Origin of the sequence: Flavobacterium oreochromis, assembly GCF_019565455.1 — a bacterium.
GTDB lineage: Bacteria > Bacteroidota > Bacteroidia > Flavobacteriales > Flavobacteriaceae > Flavobacterium > Flavobacterium oreochromis.
In genome coordinates this window covers 2436304-2457837 of the sequence record NZ_CP067377.1, presented here as the reverse complement: position 1 = coordinate 2457837, position 21534 = coordinate 2436304, and the positions used below count along the sequence as shown (strand labels likewise).

Annotated in this window: 1 protein-coding gene, 6 tRNA genes and 11 rRNA genes; all 18 read right to left on the bottom strand. The window is 45.2% G+C overall.

Translation table 11 applies throughout. The features are described from left to right. Window positions 1-485: 485 nt before the first annotated feature. Complete coding sequence (gene ychF / locus JJC03_RS11780) at window positions 486-1580, bottom strand: redox-regulated ATPase YchF (RefSeq protein WP_235873361.1); 1095 nt, start codon at window positions 1578-1580, stop codon at window positions 486-488. 236 nt (window positions 1581-1816) lie between these two features. After that, window positions 1817-1926, bottom strand: a 5S ribosomal RNA gene (gene rrf / locus JJC03_RS11775). A 172-nt stretch (window positions 1927-2098) separates the two neighbouring features. Then, window positions 2099-4969: ribosomal RNA gene (locus JJC03_RS11770) — 23S ribosomal RNA — on the bottom strand. A gap of 170 nt (window positions 4970-5139) precedes the next feature. Further along, a tRNA-Ala gene (locus JJC03_RS11765) sits at window positions 5140-5213 on the bottom strand. 90 nt (window positions 5214-5303) lie between these two features. Beyond that, a tRNA-Ile gene (locus tag JJC03_RS11760) sits at window positions 5304-5377 on the bottom strand. A 69-nt stretch (window positions 5378-5446) separates the two neighbouring features. Further along, window positions 5447-6962: ribosomal RNA gene (locus tag JJC03_RS11755) — 16S ribosomal RNA — on the bottom strand. A gap of 335 nt (window positions 6963-7297) precedes the next feature. Then, window positions 7298-7407 (bottom strand): 5S ribosomal RNA (rrf, locus tag JJC03_RS11750). A gap of 172 nt (window positions 7408-7579) precedes the next feature. Continuing rightward, window positions 7580-10450: ribosomal RNA gene (locus JJC03_RS11745) — 23S ribosomal RNA — on the bottom strand. Between the two features lie 170 nt (window positions 10451-10620). Then, window positions 10621-10694, bottom strand: a tRNA-Ala gene (locus JJC03_RS11740). 90 nt (window positions 10695-10784) lie between these two features. Next, window positions 10785-10858 (bottom strand) — tRNA-Ile (locus JJC03_RS11735). A gap of 67 nt (window positions 10859-10925) precedes the next feature. Next, a 16S ribosomal RNA gene (locus JJC03_RS11730) occupies window positions 10926-12439 on the bottom strand. Between the two features lie 334 nt (window positions 12440-12773). Continuing rightward, window positions 12774-12883, bottom strand: a 5S ribosomal RNA gene (gene rrf, locus JJC03_RS11725). 171 nt (window positions 12884-13054) lie between these two features. Continuing rightward, window positions 13055-15923, bottom strand: a 23S ribosomal RNA gene (locus tag JJC03_RS11720). A 170-nt stretch (window positions 15924-16093) separates the two neighbouring features. Then, window positions 16094-16167 (bottom strand) — tRNA-Ala (locus JJC03_RS11715). A gap of 90 nt (window positions 16168-16257) precedes the next feature. Continuing rightward, window positions 16258-16330: transfer RNA gene (locus JJC03_RS11710), tRNA-Ile, on the bottom strand. A gap of 69 nt (window positions 16331-16399) precedes the next feature. Next, window positions 16400-17916 (bottom strand): 16S ribosomal RNA (locus JJC03_RS11705). 334 nt (window positions 17917-18250) lie between these two features. After that, window positions 18251-18360, bottom strand: a 5S ribosomal RNA gene (gene rrf / locus JJC03_RS11700). Between the two features lie 171 nt (window positions 18361-18531). Next, a 23S ribosomal RNA gene (locus JJC03_RS11695) occupies window positions 18532-21403 on the bottom strand. The 16S, 23S and 5S rRNA genes sit together here with 6 tRNA genes alongside, the layout of an rRNA operon. Window positions 21404-21534 lie beyond the last annotated feature (131 nt).

Genomic DNA, 21534 nt, shown 5'->3' with positions numbered 1-21534 from the left:
CATGACAGGAAGAACTTCTAGCTACATTATTACTAACAAAGATTTTAAACAAACATTAACCTCCATACATTCCAACCTAAAACCCAAACAATACTTAATATTTGATTTCATAGACGCTAATCGATATCTACCATATATACTTAAAAACAAAAATATAGAACATAAAGCGAACCACAACAATAAAAATACACACGTATTGGCAACTGGCACCCAACAGATCTTGATAATTTCTTATTAAAATGGGAAGCCAACTACTATGATGAAACCACTACTCCAAGAAAACTAATCCAATATGACACTTCTATTGTACGTATTTTCACTAAAGAAGAAATCAGTTTACACCTTCAACTTAACAACTTCAAAATAATAGAATTCATAGACCGTAAAACGTATGCTTACGACACTTTTGTAGTAATTGCTCAAAAAATAACATAAAAAAGGTTCGAAAAATCGAACCCTTTCATTTCTTGTTATAATATCAAATACTACACATTAAATCTGAAGTGCATTACATCACCATCTTTCACTATATATTCTTTCCCTTCTACACGTAACTTACCCGCTTCTTTCACTTTAGATTCTGAACCAAAAGCAACATAATCATCATAAGCAATTACTTCTGCTCTGATAAAACCTTTTTCAAAATCAGAGTGAATTACTCCTGCCGCCTTTGGAGCTGTATCTCCTATTTGAATAGTCCAAGCACGAACTTCTTTTACACCTGCAGTAAAATAAGTTTGAAGATTTAGTAATTTATAGGCTGAACGAATTAATTTAGACACACCTGGCTCATCTAACCCCATATCCCCTAAAAACATTTGACGCTCCTCATAAGTTTCTAGTTCAGTAATATCTGCTTCCGTAGCTACTGCAAGAACTAAAACTTCTGCATTTTCATCCTTTACCAATTCTTTAACCTGATCTACATAAGAATTTCCTGTAGCCGCAGACGATTCATCTACATTACAAACATACAATACAGGCTTAGCTGTAATTAACTGAATACTTTCTAAACAGTCTGCTTCATCCTGATTTTTAGGCTCCACTACACGAGCAGATTTTCCTTCTAACAAAACATTCTTAACACGTTCTAACAAATCTGCCTCTACAATAGCTTCTTTATTTCCTGATTTAGCAGTTTTTTTAGCTTTATCTAAACGTTTTTCAACAGTTTCAAGATCTTTTAATTGTAATTCTATATCAATAGTCTCTTTATCACGAATAGGATTAACATTTCCATCTACGTGAACAATATTATCATTATCAAAACAACGTAATACGTGAATAATAGCGTTACACTCACGAATATTTCCTAAAAATTGATTTCCTAAACCTTCACCTTTACTAGCACCTTTAACTAAACCCGCAATATCAACAATTTCCACAGTAGCAGGTAATACACGTTCCGGATTAACCAACTCTTCCAGCTTTTCTAAACGTGGATCGGGTACATTCACCACTCCAATATTAGGTTCAATTGTACAGAAAGGAAAATTAGCACTTTGTGCTTTTGCATTAGACAAACAATTAAATAAAGTGGATTTTCCCACATTGGGTAAGCCTACAATACCTGCTTTCATGATTTTTTATTTAAAGTGAGCAAATATAATCTTTTTATATTTTAAATACTAATTTTTATAACGTGCCCCACCACAACCAATAATCAAGAGCCTTTGACAGAAACACTTTAATATGTGTCGGGTCGCTTGCTACTCGCTACATGGTAGCTTGCTACGCCCGATCACGCAAGCAATAACATCAATCAAATTCTTGCTAAAACAAAAAACCCTATTCTTTACAGAATAGGGTTTTTAAAGAAAGGCAGCGATCTACTCTCCCACATAATTGCAGTACCATCGACGCTGGCGGGCTTAACTTCTCTGTTCGAAATGGGAAGAGGTGAGCCCCGCCGCAATAACCACCTTAAGGTTGTAAGTGATAAATGATTAGCTCATAGTGATAAGTCTTTGACTTTTCACTTTTTACTAGTTACTTTTCACTGTAGCTTATAGCTAGCAATATTTTAACATATTGAGATAAATATTCATTTAAAGAAAGAATCTGCTTCCCCCCTCCTTTACAGGGCAAGGGGGAGGCTTACAATAAGCTTACGGGTTATTAGTACTACTCGGCTATGACATTACTGCCTTTACACCTATAGCCTATCAACGTGGTGATCTTCCACGACCCTTAAAAGAAATCTCATCTTGTGGTGGGTTTCGCGCTTATATGCTTTCAGCGCTTATCCCTTCCCAACGTAGCTACTCTGCGATGCTCCTGGCGGAACAACAGATACACCAGCGGTTAGTCCAACTCGGTCCTCTCGTACTAGAGTCAGATCCACTCAAATTTCTAACGCCCACAGTAGATAGAGACCGAACTGTCTCACGACGTTCTGAACCCAGCTCGCGTGCCACTTTAATGGGCGAACAGCCCAACCCTTGGGACCTTCTCCAGCCCCAGGATGTGACGAGCCGACATCGAGGTGCCAAACCCCCCGTCGATGTGAGCTCTTGGGGGAGATCAGCCTGTTATCCCCGGCGTACCTTTTATCCTTTGAGCGATGGCCCTTCCATGCGGAACCACCGGATCACTATGCTCTACTTTCGTACCTGATCGACCTGTATGTCTCTCAGTCAAGCTCCCTTTTGCCATTGCACTCTACGCACGGTTACCAAGCGTGCTGAGGGAACCTTTAGAAGCCTCCGTTACTCTTTTGGAGGCGACCACCCCAGTCAAACTACCCACCAAGCAATGTCCTCTCTTTTGAGAGTTAGGCCTCAGATAAGCAAAGGGTGGTATTTCAACAATGACTCCACAACGCCTAGCGACGCCATTTCACAGTCTCCCACCTATCCTACACATCACTTATCCAAGGTCAATACTAAGCTATAGTAAAGGTGCACAGGGTCTTTTCGTCCCACTGCGGGTAATCGGCATCTTCACCGATACTACAATTTCACCGAGCTCATGGCTGAGACAGTGTCCAGATCGTTACACCATTCGTGCAGGTCGGAACTTACCCGACAAGGAATTTCGCTACCTTAGGACCGTTATAGTTACGGCCGCCGTTTACTGGGGCTTCAATTCAATGCTTCTGATTGCTCATAACATCTCCTCTTAACCTTCCAGCACCGGGCAGGTGTCAGGCCCTATACGTCATCTTACGATTTTGCAGAGCCCTGTGTTTTTGATAAACAGTCGCCTGGACCTCTTCACTGCGGCCAGCTTGCGCTGGCGACCTTTCTCCCGAAGTTACAGGTCTATTTTGCCTAATTCCTTAGCCATGAATCTCTCGAGCACCTTAGGATTCTCTCCTCAACTACCTGTGTCGGTTTACGGTACGGGTACTTATAATCTAAGTTTAGAAGGTTTTCTTGGCAGCCCTTAGGTACTCTATCCCATCATCCGAAGATTCCGAGTACTATCGTATTTCACCAAAACCTACGGATTTGCCTATAGGTCTTATAGTTACGTACTTTAACGAACTATTCCGTCAGTTCGCGGTACTTTCATCACTGCGTCACTCCATCACAATTATAAGTAGTACGGGAATATTAACCCGTTGGCCATCGACTGCGCCTTTCGGCTTTGCCTTAGGACCCGACTAACCCGCAGCTGATTAGCATAGCTGCGGAAACCTTAGTTTTTCGGTGTGGGTGTTTCTCGCACCCATTATCGTTACTTATGCCTACATTTTCTTTTCTAACCTCTCCAGCATCCCTCACGAAAAACCTTCTACGATGTTAGAATGCTCCCCTACCACAGTATATTCTGTCCATAGCTTCGGTAGTATGCTTATGCCCGATTATTATCCATGCTCGATCGCTCGACTAGTGAGCTGTTACGCACTCTTTAAATGAATGGCTGCTTCCAAGCCAACATCCTAGCTGTCGATGCAATCAAACCGCGTTTGTTCAACTTAGCATACATTTGGGGACCTTAGCTGATGGTCTGGGTTCTTTCCCTCTCGGACTTGGACCTTAGCACCCAAGCCCTCACTGCTGTGTATATTATATAGCATTCGGAGTTTGTCAGGAATTGGTAGGCGGTGAAGCCCCCGCATCCAATCAGTAGCTCTACCTCTATATAACTAGACCACAGCGCTGCACCTAAATGCATTTCGGGGAGTACGAGCTATTTCCGAGTTTGATTGGCCTTTCACCCCTACCCACAGATCATCCCAAGACTTTTCAACGTCAACGGGTTCGGACCTCCACTATGTGTTACCACAGCTTCATCCTGTCCATGGGTAGATCACACGGTTTCGCGTCTAACACTACTGACTAAAGCGCCCTATTCAGACTCGCTTTCGCTACGGATCCGCACCTGAAGTGCTTAACCTTGCCAGCAACGTTAACTCGTAGGCTCATTATGCAAAAGGCACGCCGTCACATCTTAATGATGCTCCGACCGCTTGTAAGCGTATGGTTTCAGGTTCTATTTCACTCCGTTATTCACGGTTCTTTTCACCTTTCCTTCACAGTACTGGTTCACTATCGGTCTCTCAGGAGTATTTAGCCTTAGCGGATGGTCCCGCCAGATTCAGACAGGGTTTCACGTGCCCCGCCCTACTCAGGATACCACTATTCTTTATATCCCTTACTTATACGGGACTATCACCCTCTTTGGTTAACCTTTCCAGGTTATTCTAATTCAGTTTACAAGAAATATTGTGGTCCTACAACCCCAATATTGCCGTAACAACATTGGTTTGGGCTAATGCGCTTTCGCTCGCCACTACTCACGCAATCACTTTTGTTTTCTTCTCCTCCGCCTACTTAGATGTTTCAGTTCAGCGGGTTCGCCTCCTATCGGATACTATGTCTTCAACATAGTGGGTTGCCCCATTGGGATATCTGCGGATCTATTCGTATGTGCCAATCCCCGCAGCTTTTCGCAGCTTATCACGTCCTTCTTCGCCTCTGAGAGCCTAGGCATCCCCCATACGCCCTTATTTTGCTTATTGTTTCTTTTTTAATTATAAATGTTAATTTATAAATGATGAATCAATTCATAATTCACAATTTAAAATTCACATTTTTTTGTGTTCTTTCTACTTGTTTGTATGTTTATCTCAATATGTCAATGAACTTTAATCAATTAACAATTATCAATTGATAATTATCATTTTTTTCGTGGAGAATATCGGAGTCGAACCGATGACCTCCTGCGTGCAAGGCAGGCGCTCTAGCCAGCTGAGCTAATCCCCCGTTTTTAATTTCAAAATTTAAATCTCAAATTTCAAAATTCAAGGACTCAACTTCTAAAATTTCCTTTTCTCTTAAAATACTTGTTAAAAGTAGTCCCGGGCAGACTCGAACTGCCGACCCCTACATTATCAGTGTAGTACTCTAACCAGCTGAGCTACGAGACTCTGTATTTTAAGTCTTTTTTTTTGAACTAACAGCGAGAGTAAGACCCTAGGTCTTTTTTATGTCTCTAGAAAGGAGGTGTTCCAGCCGCACCTTCCGGTACGGCTACCTTGTTACGACTTAGCCCTAGTTACCAGTTTTACCCTAGGCAGCTCCTTGCGGTCACCGACTTCAGGTACCCCCAGCTTCCATGGCTTGACGGGCGGTGTGTACAAGGCCCGGGAACGTATTCACCGCAGCATGGCTGATCTGCGATTACTAGCGAATCCAGCTTCACGGAGTCGAGTTGCAGACTCCGATCCGAACTGAGAACGGTTTTATAGATTCGCGCCCACTTGCGTGGTGGCTGCTCTCTGTACCGTCCATTGTAGCACGTGTGTAGCCCAAGGCGTAAGGGCCGTGATGATTTGACGTCATCCCCACCTTCCTCACGGTTTGCACCGGCAGTCTTGTTAGAGTTCCCGACTTGACTCGATGGCAACTAACAACAGGGGTTGCGCTCGTTATAGGACTTAACCTGACACCTCACGGCACGAGCTGACGACAACCATGCAGCACCTTGAAAGACGTCCGAAGAAGGATCTATTTCTAAATCTGTCGTCTCCCATTTAAGCCTTGGTAAGGTTCCTCGCGTATCATCGAATTAAACCACATGCTCCTCCGCTTGTGCGGGCCCCCGTCAATTCCTTTGAGTTTCACTCTTGCGAGCGTACTCCCCAGGTGGGATACTTATCACTTTCGCTTAGCCACTCAGATTGCTCCAAACAGCTAGTATCCATCGTTTACGGCGTGGACTACCAGGGTATCTAATCCTGTTCGCTCCCCACGCTTTCGTCCATCAGCGTCAATTAACTCGTAGTAACCTGCCTTCGCAATGGGTATTCCATGTAATCTCTAAGCATTTCACCGCTACACTACATATTCTAGTTACTTCCAAGTAATTCAAGTTCTACAGTATCAATGGCCGTTTGATCGTTGAGCGACCAGATTTCACCACTGACTTATAAAACCGCCTACGGACCCTTTAAACCCAATGATTCCGGATAACGCTTGGATCCTCCGTATTACCGCGGCTGCTGGCACGGAGTTAGCCGATCCTTATTCTTACAGTACCGTCAAGCTCCCTCACAAGGGAGTGTTTCTTCCTGTACAAAAGCAGTTTACAATCCATAGGACCGTCATCCTGCACGCGGCATGGCTGGTTCAGGCTTGCGCCCATTGACCAATATTCCTCACTGCTGCCTCCCGTAGGAGTCTGGTCCGTGTCTCAGTACCAGTGTGGGGGATCTCCCTCTCAGGACCCCTACCCATCGTCGCCTTGGTATGCCGTTACCACACCAACTAGCTAATGGGACGCATGCTCATCTTGTACCGTTGGAACTTTAATAATTAAATGATGCCATTTAAAAATACCATGGGGTATTAATCCAAATTTCTCTGGGCTATCCCCCTGTACAAGGTAGATTGCATACGCGTTACGCACCCGTGCGCCGGTCTCAAAGGAGCAAGCTCCTTCTACCCCTCGACTTGCATGTGTTAAGCCTGCCGCTAGCGTTCATCCTGAGCCAGGATCAAACTCTTCATCGTATTTTTTTGAGCTTACGCTCTAGTTTTTTGACAAAGTCGCTAGTTTTCTTACTCTCTTAAATTTTGTTTGTCTTAATATCTCTATTAAAACGTGCTGTCAATCCAATATGTCTATGAACTTTTTCTTTACTTTTTTTTCGCTTTTGACTTATCGTCTTAGCGGGTGCAAAGATAGTGTTTCTTTTAGCTTTTACAAGACTTTTTTTACTTTTTTTTCAAAAATTTTTAAAAGCTTGTTTTCAATCTAATTAGGAACTTTTCTATTTTGCGAGGATAAAAAATCCCCTGCTTTTCAGGGGATTTTTATGTAAATTCTAATTACTAATCAGAATAAAGAAAGGCAGCGATCTACTCTCCCACATAATTGCAGTACCATCGACGCTGGCGGGCTTAACTTCTCTGTTCGAAATGGGAAGAGGTGAGCCCCGCCGCAATAACCACCTTAAGGTTGTAAGTGATAAATGATTAGCTCATAGTGATAAGTCTTTGACTTTTCACTTTTTACTAGTTACTTTTCACTGTAGCTTATAGCTAGCAATATTTTAACATATTGAGATAAATATTCATTTAAAGAAAGAATCTGCTTCCCCCCTCCTTTACAGGGCAAGGGGGAGGCTTACAATAAGCTTACGGGTTATTAGTACTACTCGGCTATGACATTACTGCCTTTACACCTATAGCCTATCAACGTGGTGATCTTCCACGACCCTTAAAAGAAATCTCATCTTGTGGTGGGTTTCGCGCTTATATGCTTTCAGCGCTTATCCCTTCCCAACGTAGCTACTCTGCGATGCTCCTGGCGGAACAACAGATACACCAGCGGTTAGTCCAACTCGGTCCTCTCGTACTAGAGTCAGATCCACTCAAATTTCTAACGCCCACAGTAGATAGAGACCGAACTGTCTCACGACGTTCTGAACCCAGCTCGCGTGCCACTTTAATGGGCGAACAGCCCAACCCTTGGGACCTTCTCCAGCCCCAGGATGTGACGAGCCGACATCGAGGTGCCAAACCCCCCGTCGATGTGAGCTCTTGGGGGAGATCAGCCTGTTATCCCCGGCGTACCTTTTATCCTTTGAGCGATGGCCCTTCCATGCGGAACCACCGGATCACTATGCTCTACTTTCGTACCTGATCGACCTGTATGTCTCTCAGTCAAGCTCCCTTTTGCCATTGCACTCTACGCACGGTTACCAAGCGTGCTGAGGGAACCTTTAGAAGCCTCCGTTACTCTTTTGGAGGCGACCACCCCAGTCAAACTACCCACCAAGCAATGTCCTCTCTTTTGAGAGTTAGGCCTCAGATAAGCAAAGGGTGGTATTTCAACAATGACTCCACAACGCCTAGCGACGCCATTTCACAGTCTCCCACCTATCCTACACATCACTTATCCAAGGTCAATACTAAGCTATAGTAAAGGTGCACAGGGTCTTTTCGTCCCACTGCGGGTAATCGGCATCTTCACCGATACTACAATTTCACCGAGCTCATGGCTGAGACAGTGTCCAGATCGTTACACCATTCGTGCAGGTCGGAACTTACCCGACAAGGAATTTCGCTACCTTAGGACCGTTATAGTTACGGCCGCCGTTTACTGGGGCTTCAATTCAATGCTTCTGATTGCTCATAACATCTCCTCTTAACCTTCCAGCACCGGGCAGGTGTCAGGCCCTATACGTCATCTTACGATTTTGCAGAGCCCTGTGTTTTTGATAAACAGTCGCCTGGACCTCTTCACTGCGGCCAGCTTGCGCTGGCGACCTTTCTCCCGAAGTTACAGGTCTATTTTGCCTAATTCCTTAGCCATGAATCTCTCGAGCACCTTAGGATTCTCTCCTCAACTACCTGTGTCGGTTTACGGTACGGGTACTTATAATCTAAGTTTAGAAGGTTTTCTTGGCAGCCCTTAGGTACTCTATCCCATCATCCGAAGATTCCGAGTACTATCGTATTTCACCAAAACCTACGGATTTGCCTATAGGTCTTATAGTTACGTACTTTAACGAACTATTCCGTCAGTTCGCGGTACTTTCATCACTGCGTCACTCCATCACAATTATAAGTAGTACGGGAATATTAACCCGTTGGCCATCGACTGCGCCTTTCGGCTTTGCCTTAGGACCCGACTAACCCGCAGCTGATTAGCATAGCTGCGGAAACCTTAGTTTTTCGGTGTGGGTGTTTCTCGCACCCATTATCGTTACTTATGCCTACATTTTCTTTTCTAACCTCTCCAGCATCCCTCACGAAAAACCTTCTACGATGTTAGAATGCTCCCCTACCACAGTATATTCTGTCCATAGCTTCGGTAGTATGCTTATGCCCGATTATTATCCATGCTCGATCGCTCGACTAGTGAGCTGTTACGCACTCTTTAAATGAATGGCTGCTTCCAAGCCAACATCCTAGCTGTCGATGCAATCAAACCGCGTTTGTTCAACTTAGCATACATTTGGGGACCTTAGCTGATGGTCTGGGTTCTTTCCCTCTCGGACTTGGACCTTAGCACCCAAGCCCTCACTGCTGTGTATATTATATAGCATTCGGAGTTTGTCAGGAATTGGTAGGCGGTGAAGCCCCCGCATCCAATCAGTAGCTCTACCTCTATATAACTAGACCACAGCGCTGCACCTAAATGCATTTCGGGGAGTACGAGCTATTTCCGAGTTTGATTGGCCTTTCACCCCTACCCACAGATCATCCCAAGACTTTTCAACGTCAACGGGTTCGGACCTCCACTATGTGTTACCACAGCTTCATCCTGTCCATGGGTAGATCACACGGTTTCGCGTCTAACACTACTGACTAAAGCGCCCTATTCAGACTCGCTTTCGCTACGGATCCGCACCTGAAGTGCTTAACCTTGCCAGCAACGTTAACTCGTAGGCTCATTATGCAAAAGGCACGCCGTCACATCTTAATGATGCTCCGACCGCTTGTAAGCGTATGGTTTCAGGTTCTATTTCACTCCGTTATTCACGGTTCTTTTCACCTTTCCTTCACAGTACTGGTTCACTATCGGTCTCTCAGGAGTATTTAGCCTTAGCGGATGGTCCCGCCAGATTCAGACAGGGTTTCACGTGCCCCGCCCTACTCAGGATACCACTATTCTTTATATCCCTTACTTATACGGGACTATCACCCTCTTTGGTTAACCTTTCCAGGTTATTCTAATTCAGTTTACAAGAAATATTGTGGTCCTACAACCCCAATATTGCCGTAACAACATTGGTTTGGGCTAATGCGCTTTCGCTCGCCACTACTCACGCAATCACTTTTGTTTTCTTCTCCTCCGCCTACTTAGATGTTTCAGTTCAGCGGGTTCGCCTCCTATCGGATACTATGTCTTCAACATAGTGGGTTGCCCCATTGGGATATCTGCGGATCTATTCGTATGTGCCAATCCCCGCAGCTTTTCGCAGCTTATCACGTCCTTCTTCGCCTCTGAGAGCCTAGGCATCCCCCATACGCCCTTATTTTGCTTATTGTTTCTTTTTTAATTATAAATGTTAATTTATAAATGATGAATCAATTCATAATTCACAATTTAAAATTCACATTTTTTTGTGTTCTTTCTACTTGTTTGTATGTTTATCTCAATATGTCAATGAACTTTAATCAATTAACAATTATCAATTGATAATTATCATTTTTTTCGTGGAGAATATCGGAGTCGAACCGATGACCTCCTGCGTGCAAGGCAGGCGCTCTAGCCAGCTGAGCTAATCCCCCGTTTTTAATTTCAAAATTTAAATCTCAAATTTCAAAATTCAAGGACTCAACTTCTAAAATTTCCTTTTCTCTTAAAATACTTGTTAAAAGTAGTCCCGGGCAGACTCGAACTGCCGACCCCTACATTATCAGTGTAGTACTCTAACCAGCTGAGCTACGAGACTCTGTATTTTAAGTCTTTTTTTTGAACTAACAGCGAGAGTAAGACCCTAGGTCTTTTTATGTCTCTAGAAAGGAGGTGTTCCAGCCGCACCTTCCGGTACGGCTACCTTGTTACGACTTAGCCCTAGTTACCAGTTTTACCCTAGGCAGCTCCTTGCGGTCACCGACTTCAGGTACCCCCAGCTTCCATGGCTTGACGGGCGGTGTGTACAAGGCCCGGGAACGTATTCACCGCAGCATGGCTGATCTGCGATTACTAGCGAATCCAGCTTCACGGAGTCGAGTTGCAGACTCCGATCCGAACTGAGAACGGTTTTATAGATTCGCGCCCACTTGCGTGGTGGCTGCTCTCTGTACCGTCCATTGTAGCACGTGTGTAGCCCAAGGCGTAAGGGCCGTGATGATTTGACGTCATCCCCACCTTCCTCACGGTTTGCACCGCAGTCTTGTTAGAGTTCCCGACTTGACTCGATGGCAACTAACAACAGGGGTTGCGCTCGTTATAGGACTTAACCTGACACCTCACGGCACGAGCTGACGACAACCATGCAGCACCTTGAAAGACGCCCGAAGAAGGATCTATTTCTAAATCTGTCGTCTCCCATTTAAGCCTTGGTAAGGTTCCTCGCGTATCATCGAATTAAACCACATGCTCCTCCGCTTGTGCGGGCCCCCGTCAATTCCTTTGAGTTTCACTCTTGCGAGCGTACTCCCCAGGTGGGATACTTATCACTTTCGCTTAGCCACTCAGATTGCTCCAAACAGCTAGTATCCATCGTTTACGGCGTGGACTACCAGGGTATCTAATCCTGTTCGCTCCCCACGCTTTCGTCCATCAGCGTCAATTAACTCGTAGTAACCTGCCTTCGCAATGGGTATTCCATGTAATCTCTAAGCATTTCACCGCTACACTACATATTCTAGTTACTTCCAAGTAATTCAAGTTCTACAGTATCAATGGCCGTTTGATCGTTGAGCGACCAGATTTCACCACTGACTTATAAAACCGCCTACGGACCCTTTAAACCCAATGATTCCGGATAACGCTTGATCCTCCGTATTACCGCGGCTGCTGGCACGGAGTTAGCCGATCCTTATTCTTACAGTACCGTCAAGCTCCCTCACGAGAGAGTGTTTCTTCCTGTACAAAAGCAGTTTACAATCCATAGGACCGTCATCCTGCACGCGGCATGGCTGGTTCAGGCTTGCGCCCATTGACCAATATTCCTCACTGCTGCCTCCCGTAGGAGTCTGGTCCGTGTCTCAGTACCAGTGTGGGGGATCTCCCTCTCAGGACCCCTACCCATCGTCGCCTTGGTATGCCGTTACCACACCAACTAGCTAATGGGACGCATGCTCATCTTGTACCGTTGGAACTTTAATAATTAAATGATGCCATTTAAAAATACCATGGGGTATTAATCCAAATTTCTCTGGGCTATCCCCCTGTACAAGGTAGATTGCATACGCGTTACGCACCCGTGCGCCGGTCTCAAAGGAGCAAGCTCCTTCTACCCCTCGACTTGCATGTGTTAAGCCTGCCGCTAGCGTTCATCCTGAGCCAGGATCAAACTCTTCATCGTATTTTTTTGAGCTTACGCTCTAGTTTTTTGACAAAGTCGCTAGTTTTCTTACTCTCTTAAATTTTGTTTGTCTTAATATCTCTATTAAAACGTGCTGTCAATCCAATATGTCTATGAACTTTTTCTTTACTTTTTTCGCTGTTTGACTTAGCGTCTTAGCGGGTGCAAAGATAGTGTTTCTTTTAGCTTTTACAAGACTTTTTTTACTTTTTTTTCAAAAATTTTTAAAAGCTTGTTTTCAATCTAATTAGGAACTTTTCTATTTTGCGAGGATAAAAAATCCCCTGCTTTTCAGGGGATTTTTATGTAAATTCTAATTACTAATCAGAATAAAGAAAGGCAGCGATCTACTCTCCCACATAATTGCAGTACCATCGACGCTGGCGGGCTTAACTTCTCTGTTCGAAATGGGAAGAGGTGAGCCCCGCCGCAATAACCACCTTAAGGTTGTAAGTGATAAATGATTAGCTCATAGTGATAAGTCTTTGACTTTTCACTTTTTACTAGTTACTTTTCACTGTAGCTTATAGCTAGCAATATTTTAACATATTGAGATAAATATTCATTTAAAGAAAGAATCTGCTTCCCCCTCCTTTACAGGGCAAGGGGGAGGCTTACAATAAGCTTACGGGTTATTAGTACTACTCGGCTATGACATTACTGCCTTTACACCTATAGCCTATCAACGTGGTGATCTTCCACGACCCTTAAAAGAAATCTCATCTTGTGGTGGGTTTCGCGCTTATATGCTTTCAGCGCTTATCCCTTCCCAACGTAGCTACTCTGCGATGCTCCTGGCGGAACAACAGATACACCAGCGGTTAGTCCAACTCGGTCCTCTCGTACTAGAGTCAGATCCACTCAAATTTCTAACGCCCACAGTAGATAGAGACCGAACTGTCTCACGACGTTCTGAACCCAGCTCGCGTGCCACTTTAATGGGCGAACAGCCCAACCCTTGGGACCTTCTCCAGCCCCAGGATGTGACGAGCCGACATCGAGGTGCCAAACCCCCCGTCGATGTGAGCTCTTGGGGGAGATCAGCCTGTTATCCCCGGGCGTACCTTTTATCCTTTGAGCGATGGCCCTTCCATGCGGAACCACCGGATCACTATGCTCTACTTTCGTACCTGATCGACCTGTATGTCTCTCAGTCAAGCTCCCTTTGCCATTGCACTCTACGCACGGTTACCAAGCGTGCTGAGGGAACCTTTAGAAGCCTCCGTTACTCTTTTGGAGGCGACCACCCCAGTCAAACTACCCACCAAGCAATGTCCTCTCTTTTGAGAGTTAGGCCTCAGATAAGCAAAGGGTGGTATTTCAACAATGACTCCACAACGCCTAGCGACGCCATTTCACAGTCTCCCACCTATCCTACACATCACTTATCCAAGGTCAATACTAAGCTATAGTAAAGGTGCACAGGGTCTTTTCGTCCCACTGCGGGTAATCGGCATCTTCACCGATACTACAATTTCACCGAGCTCATGGCTGAGACAGTGTCCAGATCGTTACACCATTCGTGCAGGTCGGAACTTACCCGACAAGGAATTTCGCTACCTTAGGACCGTTATAGTTACGGCCGCCGTTTACTGGGGCTTCAATTCAATGCTTCTGATTGCTCATAACATCTCCTCTTAACCTTCCAGCACCGGGCAGGTGTCAGGCCCTATACGTCATCTTACGATTTTGCAGAGCCCTGTGTTTTTGATAAACAGTCGCCTGGACCTCTTCACTGCGGCCAGCTTGCGCTGGCGACCTTTCTCCCGAAGTTACAGGTCTATTTTGCCTAATTCCTTAGCCATGAATCTCTCGAGCACCTTAGGATTCTCTCCTCAACTACCTGTGTCGGTTTACGGTACGGGTACTTATAATCTAAGTTTAGAAGGTTTTCTTGGCAGCCCTTAGGTACTCTATCCCATCATCCGAAGATTCCGAGTACTATCGTATTTCACCAAAACCTACGGATTTGCCTATAGGTCTTATAGTTACGTACTTTAACGAACTATTCCGTCAGTTCGCGGTACTTTCATCACTGCGTCACTCCATCACAATTATAAGTAGTACGGGAATATTAACCCGTTGGCCATCGACTGCGCCTTTCGGCTTTGCCTTAGGACCCGACTAACCCGCAGCTGATTAGCATAGCTGCGGAAACCTTAGTTTTTCGGTGTGGGTGTTTCTCGCACCCATTATCGTTACTTATGCCTACATTTTCTTTTCTAACCTCTCCAGCATCCCTCACGAAAAACCTTCTACGATGTTAGAATGCTCCCCTACCACAGTATATTCTGTCCATAGCTTCGGTAGTATGCTTATGCCCGATTATTATCCATGCTCGATCGCTCGACTAGTGAGCTGTTACGCACTCTTTAAATGAATGGCTGCTTCCAAGCCAACATCCTAGCTGTCGATGCAATCAAACCGCGTTTGTTCAACTTAGCATACATTTGGGGACCTTAGCTGATGGTCTGGGTTCTTTCCCTCTCGGACTTGGACCTTAGCACCCAAGCCCTCACTGCTGTGTATATTATATAGCATTCGGAGTTTGTCAGGAATTGGTAGGCGGTGAAGCCCCCGCATCCAATCAGTAGCTCTACCTCTATATAACTAGACCACAGCGCTGCACCTAAATGCATTTCGGGGAGTACGAGCTATTTCCGAGTTTGATTGGCCTTTCACCCCTACCCACAGATCATCCCAAGACTTTTCAACGTCAACGGGTTCGACCTCCACTATGTGTTACCACAGCTTCATCCTGTCCATGGGTAGATCACACGGTTTCGCGTCTAACACTACTGACTAAAGCGCCCTATTCAGACTCGCTTTCGCTACGGATCCGCACCTGAAGTGCTTAACCTTGCCAGCAACGTTAACTCGTAGGCTCATTATGCAAAGGCACGCCGTCACATCTTAATGATGCTCCGACCGCTTGTAAGCGTATGGTTTCAGGTTCTATTTCACTCCGTTATTCACGGTTCTTTTCACCTTTCCTTCACAGTACTGGTTCACTATCGGTCTCTCAGGAGTATTTAGCCTTAGCGGATGGTCCCGCCAGATTCAGACAGGGTTTCACGTGCCCCGCCCTACTCAGGATACCACTATTCTTTATATCCCTTACTTATACGGGACTATCACCCTCTTTGGTTAACCTTTCCAGGTTATTCTAATTCAGTTTACAAGAAATATTGTGGTCCTACAACCCCAATATTGCCGTAACAACATTGGTTTGGGCTAATGCGCTTTCGCTCGCCACTACTCACGCAATCACTTTTGTTTTCTTCTCCTCCGCCTACTTAGATGTTTCAGTTCAGCGGGTTCGCCTCCTATCGGATACTATGTCTTCAACATAGTGGGTTGCCCCATTGGGATATCTGCGGATCTATTCGTATGTGCCAATCCCCGCAGCTTTTCGCAGCTTATCACGTCCTTCTTCGCCTCTGAGAGCCTAGGCATCCCCCATACGCCCTTATTTTGCTTATTGTTTCTTTTTTAATTATAAATGTTAATTTATAAATGATGAATCAATTCATAATTCACAATTTAAAATTCACATTTTTTTGTGTTCTTTCTACTTGTTTGTATGTTTATCTCAATATGTCAATGAACTTTAATCAATTAACAATTATCAATTGATAATTATCATTTTTTTCGTGGAGAATATCGGAGTCGAACCGATGACCTCCTGCGTGCAAGGCAGGCGCTCTAGCCAGCTGAGCTAATCCCCCGTTTTTAATTTCAAAATTTAAATCTCAAATTTCAAAATTCAAGGACTCAACTTCTAAAATTTCCTTTTCTCTTAAAATACTTGTTAAAAGTAGTCCCGGCAGACTCGAACTGCCGACCCCTACATTATCAGTGTAGTACTCTAACCAGCTGAGCTACGAGACTCTGTATTTTAAGTCTTTTTTTTTGAACTAACAGCGAGAGTAAGACCCTAGGTCTTTTTTATGTCTCTAGAAAGGAGGTGTTCCAGCCGCACCTTCCGGTACGGCTACCTTGTTACGACTTAGCCCTAGTTACCAGTTTTACCCTAGGCAGCTCCTTGCGGTCACCGACTTCAGGTACCCCCAGCTTCCATGGCTTGACGGGCGGTGTGTACAAGGCCCGGGAACGTATTCACCGCAGCATGGCTGATCTGCGATTACTAGCGAATCCAGCTTCACGGAGTCGAGTTGCAGACTCCGATCCGAACTGAGAACGGTTTTATAGATTCGCGCCCACTTGCGTGGTGGCTGCTCTCTGTACCGTCCATTGTAGCACGTGTGTAGCCCAAGGCGTAAGGGCCGTGATGATTTGACGTCATCCCCACCTTCCTCACGGTTTGCACCGGCAGTCTTGTTAGAGTTCCCGACTTGACTCGATGGCAACTAACAACAGGGGTTGCGCTCGTTATAGGACTTAACCTGACACCTCACGGCACGAGCTGACGACAACCATGCAGCACCTTGAAAGACGCCCGAAGAAGGATCTATTTCTAAATCTGTCGTCTCCCATTTAAGCCTTGGTAAGGTTCCTCGCGTATCATCGAATTAAACCACATGCTCCTCCGCTTGTGCGGGCCCCCGTCAATTCCTTTGAGTTTCACTCTTGCGAGCGTACTCCCCAGGTGGGATACTTATCACTTTCGCTTAGCCACTCAGATTGCTCCAAACAGCTAGTATCCATCGTTTACGGCGTGGACTACCAGGGTATCTAATCCTGTTCGCTCCCCACGCTTTCGTCCATCAGCGTCAATTAACTCGTAGTAACCTGCCTTCGCAATGGGTATTCCATGTAATCTCTAAGCATTTCACCGCTACACTACATATTCTAGTTACTTCCAAGTAATTCAAGTTCTACAGTATCAATGGCCGTTTGATCGTTGAGCGACCAGATTTCACCACTGACTTATAAAACCGCCTACGGACCCTTTAAACCCAATGATTCCGGATAACGCTTGGATCCTCCGTATTACCGCGGCTGCTGGCACGGAGTTAGCCGATCCTTATTCTTACAGTACCGTCAAGCTCCCTCACGAGAGAGTGTTTCTTCCTGTACAAAAGCAGTTTACAATCCATAGGACCGTCATCCTGCACGCGGCATGGCTGGTTCAGGCTTGCGCCCATTGACCAATATTCCTCACTGCTGCCTCCCGTAGGAGTCTGGTCCGTGTCTCAGTACCAGTGTGGGGGATCTCCCTCTCAGGACCCCTACCCATCGTCGCCTTGGTATGCCGTTACCACACCAACTAGCTAATGGGACGCATGCTCATCTTGTACCGTTGGAACTTTAATAATTAAATGATGCCATTTAAAAATACCATGGGGTATTAATCCAAATTTCTCTGGGCTATCCCCCTGTACAAGGTAGATTGCATACGCGTTACGCACCCGTGCGCCGGGTCTCAAAGGAGCAAGCTCCTTCTACCCCTCGACTTGCATGTGTTAAGCCTGCCGCTAGCGTTCATCCTGAGCCAGGATCAAACTCTTCATCGTATTTTTTTGAGCTTACGCTCTAGTTTTTTGACAAAGTCGCTAGTTTTCTTACTCTCTTAAATTTTGTTTGTCTTAATATCTCTATTAAAACGTGCTGTCAATCCAATATGTCTATGAACTTTTTCTTTACTTTTTTCGCTGTTTGACTTAGCGTCTTAGCGGGTGCAAAGATAGTGTTTCTTTTAGCTTTTACAAGACTTTTTTTACTTTTTTTTCAAAAATTTTTAAAAGCTTGTTTTCAATCTAATTAGGAACTTTTCTATTTTGCGAGGATAAAAAATCCCCTGCTTTTCAGGGGATTTTTATGTAAATTCTAATTACTAATCAGAATAAAGAAAGGCAGCGATCTACTCTCCCACATAATTGCAGTACCATCGACGCTGGCGGGCTTAACTTCTCTGTTCGAAATGGGAAGAGGTGAGCCCCGCCGCAATAACCACCTTAAGGTTGTAAGTGATAAATGATTAGCTCATAGTGATAAGTCTTTGACTTTTCACTTTTTACTAGTTACTTTTCACTGTAGCTTATAGCTAGCAATATTTTAACATATTGAGATAAATATTCATTTAAAGAAAGAATCTGCTTCCCCCTCCTTTACAGGGCAAGGGGGAGGCTTACAATAAGCTTACGGGTTATTAGTACTACTCGGCTATGACATTACTGCCTTTACACCTATAGCCTATCAACGTGGTGATCTTCCACGACCCTTAAAAGAAATCTCATCTTGTGGTGGGTTTCGCGCTTATATGCTTTCAGCGCTTATCCCTTCCCAACGTAGCTACTCTGCGATGCTCCTGGCGGAACAACAGATACACCAGCGGTTAGTCCAACTCGGTCCTCTCGTACTAGAGTCAGATCCACTCAAATTTCTAACGCCCACAGTAGATAGAGACCGAACTGTCTCACGACGTTCTGAACCCAGCTCGCGTGCCACTTTAATGGGCGAACAGCCCAACCCTTGGGACCTTCTCCAGCCCCAGGATGTGACGAGCCGACATCGAGGTGCCAAACCCCCCGTCGATGTGAGCTCTTGGGGGAGATCAGCCTGTTATCCCCGGCGTACCTTTTATCCTTTGAGCGATGGCCCTTCCATGCGGAACCACCGGATCACTATGCTCTACTTTCGTACCTGATCGACCTGTATGTCTCTCAGTCAAGCTCCCTTTTGCCATTGCACTCTACGCACGGTTACCAAGCGTGCTGAGGGAACCTTTAGAAGCCTCCGTTACTCTTTTGGAGGCGACCACCCCAGTCAAACTACCCACCAAGCAATGTCCTCTCTTTTGAGAGTTAGGCCTCAGATAAGCAAAGGGTGGTATTTCAACAATGACTCCACAACGCCTAGCGACGCCATTTCACAGTCTCCCACCTATCCTACACATCACTTATCCAAGGTCAATACTAAGCTATAGTAAAGGTGCACAGGGTCTTTTCGTCCCACTGCGGGTAATCGGCATCTTCACCGATACTACAATTTCACCGAGCTCATGGCTGAGACAGTGTCCAGATCGTTACACCATTCGTGCAGGTCGGAACTTACCCGACAAGGAATTTCGCTACCTTAGGACCGTTATAGTTACGGCCGCCGTTTACTGGGGCTTCAATTCAATGCTTCTGATTGCTCATAACATCTCCTCTTAACCTTCCAGCACCGGGCAGGTGTCAGGCCCTATACGTCATCTTACGATTTTGCAGAGCCCTGTGTTTTTGATAAACAGTCGCCTGGACCTCTTCACTGCGGCCAGCTTGCGCTGGCGACCTTTCTCCCGAAGTTACAGGTCTATTTTGCCTAATTCCTTAGCCATGAATCTCTCGAGCACCTTAGGATTCTCTCCTCAACTACCTGTGTCGGTTTACGGTACGGGTACTTATAATCTAAGTTTAGAAGGTTTTCTTGGCAGCCCTTAGGTACTCTATCCCATCATCCGAAGATTCCGAGTACTATCGTATTTCACCAAAACCTACGGATTTGCCTATAGGTCTTATAGTTACGTACTTTAACGAACTATTCCGTCAGTTCGCGGTACTTTCATCACTGCGTCACTCCATCACAATTATAAGTAGTACGGGAATATTAACCCGTTGGCCATCGACTGCGCCTTTCGGCTTTGCCTTAGGACCCGACTAACCCGCAGCTGATTAGCATAGCTGCGGAAACCTTAGTTTTTCGGTGTGGGTGTTTCTCGCACCCATTATCGTTACTTATGCCTACATTTTCTTTTCTAACCTCTCCAGCATCCCTCACGAAAAACCTTCTACGATGTTAGAATGCTCCCCTACCACAGTATATTCTGTCCATAGCTTCGGTAGTATGCTTATGCCCGATTATTATCCATGCTCGATCGCTCGACTAGTGAGCTGTTACGCACTCTTTAAATGAATGGCTGCTTCCAAGCCAACATCCTAGCTGTCGATGCAATCAAACCGCGTTTGTTCAACTTAGCATACATTTGGGGACCTTAGCTGATGGTCTGGGTTCTTTCCCTCTCGGACTTGGACCTTAGCACCCAAGCCCTCACTGCTGTGTATATTATATAGCATTCGGAGTTTGTCAGGAATTGGTAGGCGGTGAAGCCCCCCGCATCCAATCAGTAGCTCTACCTCTATATAACTAGACCACAGCGCTGCACCTAAATGCATTTCGGGGAGTACGAGCTATTTCCGAGTTTGATTGGCCTTTCACCCCTACCCACAGATCATCCCAAGACTTTTCAACGTCAACGGGTTCGGACCTCCACTATGTGTTACCACAGCTTCATCCTGTCCATGGGTAGATCACACGGTTTCGCGTCTAACACTACTGACTAAAGCGCCCTATTCAGACTCGCTTTCGCTACGGATCCGCACCTGAAGTGCTTAACCTTGCCAGCAACGTTAACTCGTAGGCTCATTATGCAAAAGGCACGCCGTCACATCTTAATGATGCTCCGACCGCTTGTAAGCGTATGGTTTCAGGTTCTATTTCACTCCGTTATTCACGGTTCTTTTCACCTTTCCTTCACAGTACTGGTTCACTATCGGTCTCTCAGGAGTATTTAGCCTTAGCGGATGGTCCCGCCAGATTCAGACAGGGTTTCACGTGCCCCGCCCTACTCAGGATACCACTATTCTTTATATCCCTTACTTATACGGGACTATCACCCTCTTTGGTTAACCTTTCCAGGTTATTCTAATTCAGTTTACAAGAAATATTGTGGTCCTACAACCCCAATATTGCCGTAACAACATTGGTTTGGGCTAATGCGCTTTCGCTCGCCACTACTCACGCAATCACTTTTGTTTTCTTCTCCTCCGCCTACTTAGATGTTTCAGTTCAGCGGGTTCGCCTCCTATCGGATACTATGTCTTCAACATAGTGGGTTGCCCCATTGGGATATCTGCGGATCTATTCGTATGTGCCAATCCCCGCAGCTTTTCGCAGCTTATCACGTCCTTCTTCGCCTCTGAGAGCCTAGGCATCCCCCATACGCCCTTATTTTGCTTATTGTTTCTTTTTTAATTATAAATGTTAATTTATAAATGATGAATCAATTCATAATTCACAATTTAAAATTCACATTTTTTTGTGTTCTTTCTACTTGTTTGTATGTTTATCTCAATATGTCAATGAACTTTAAT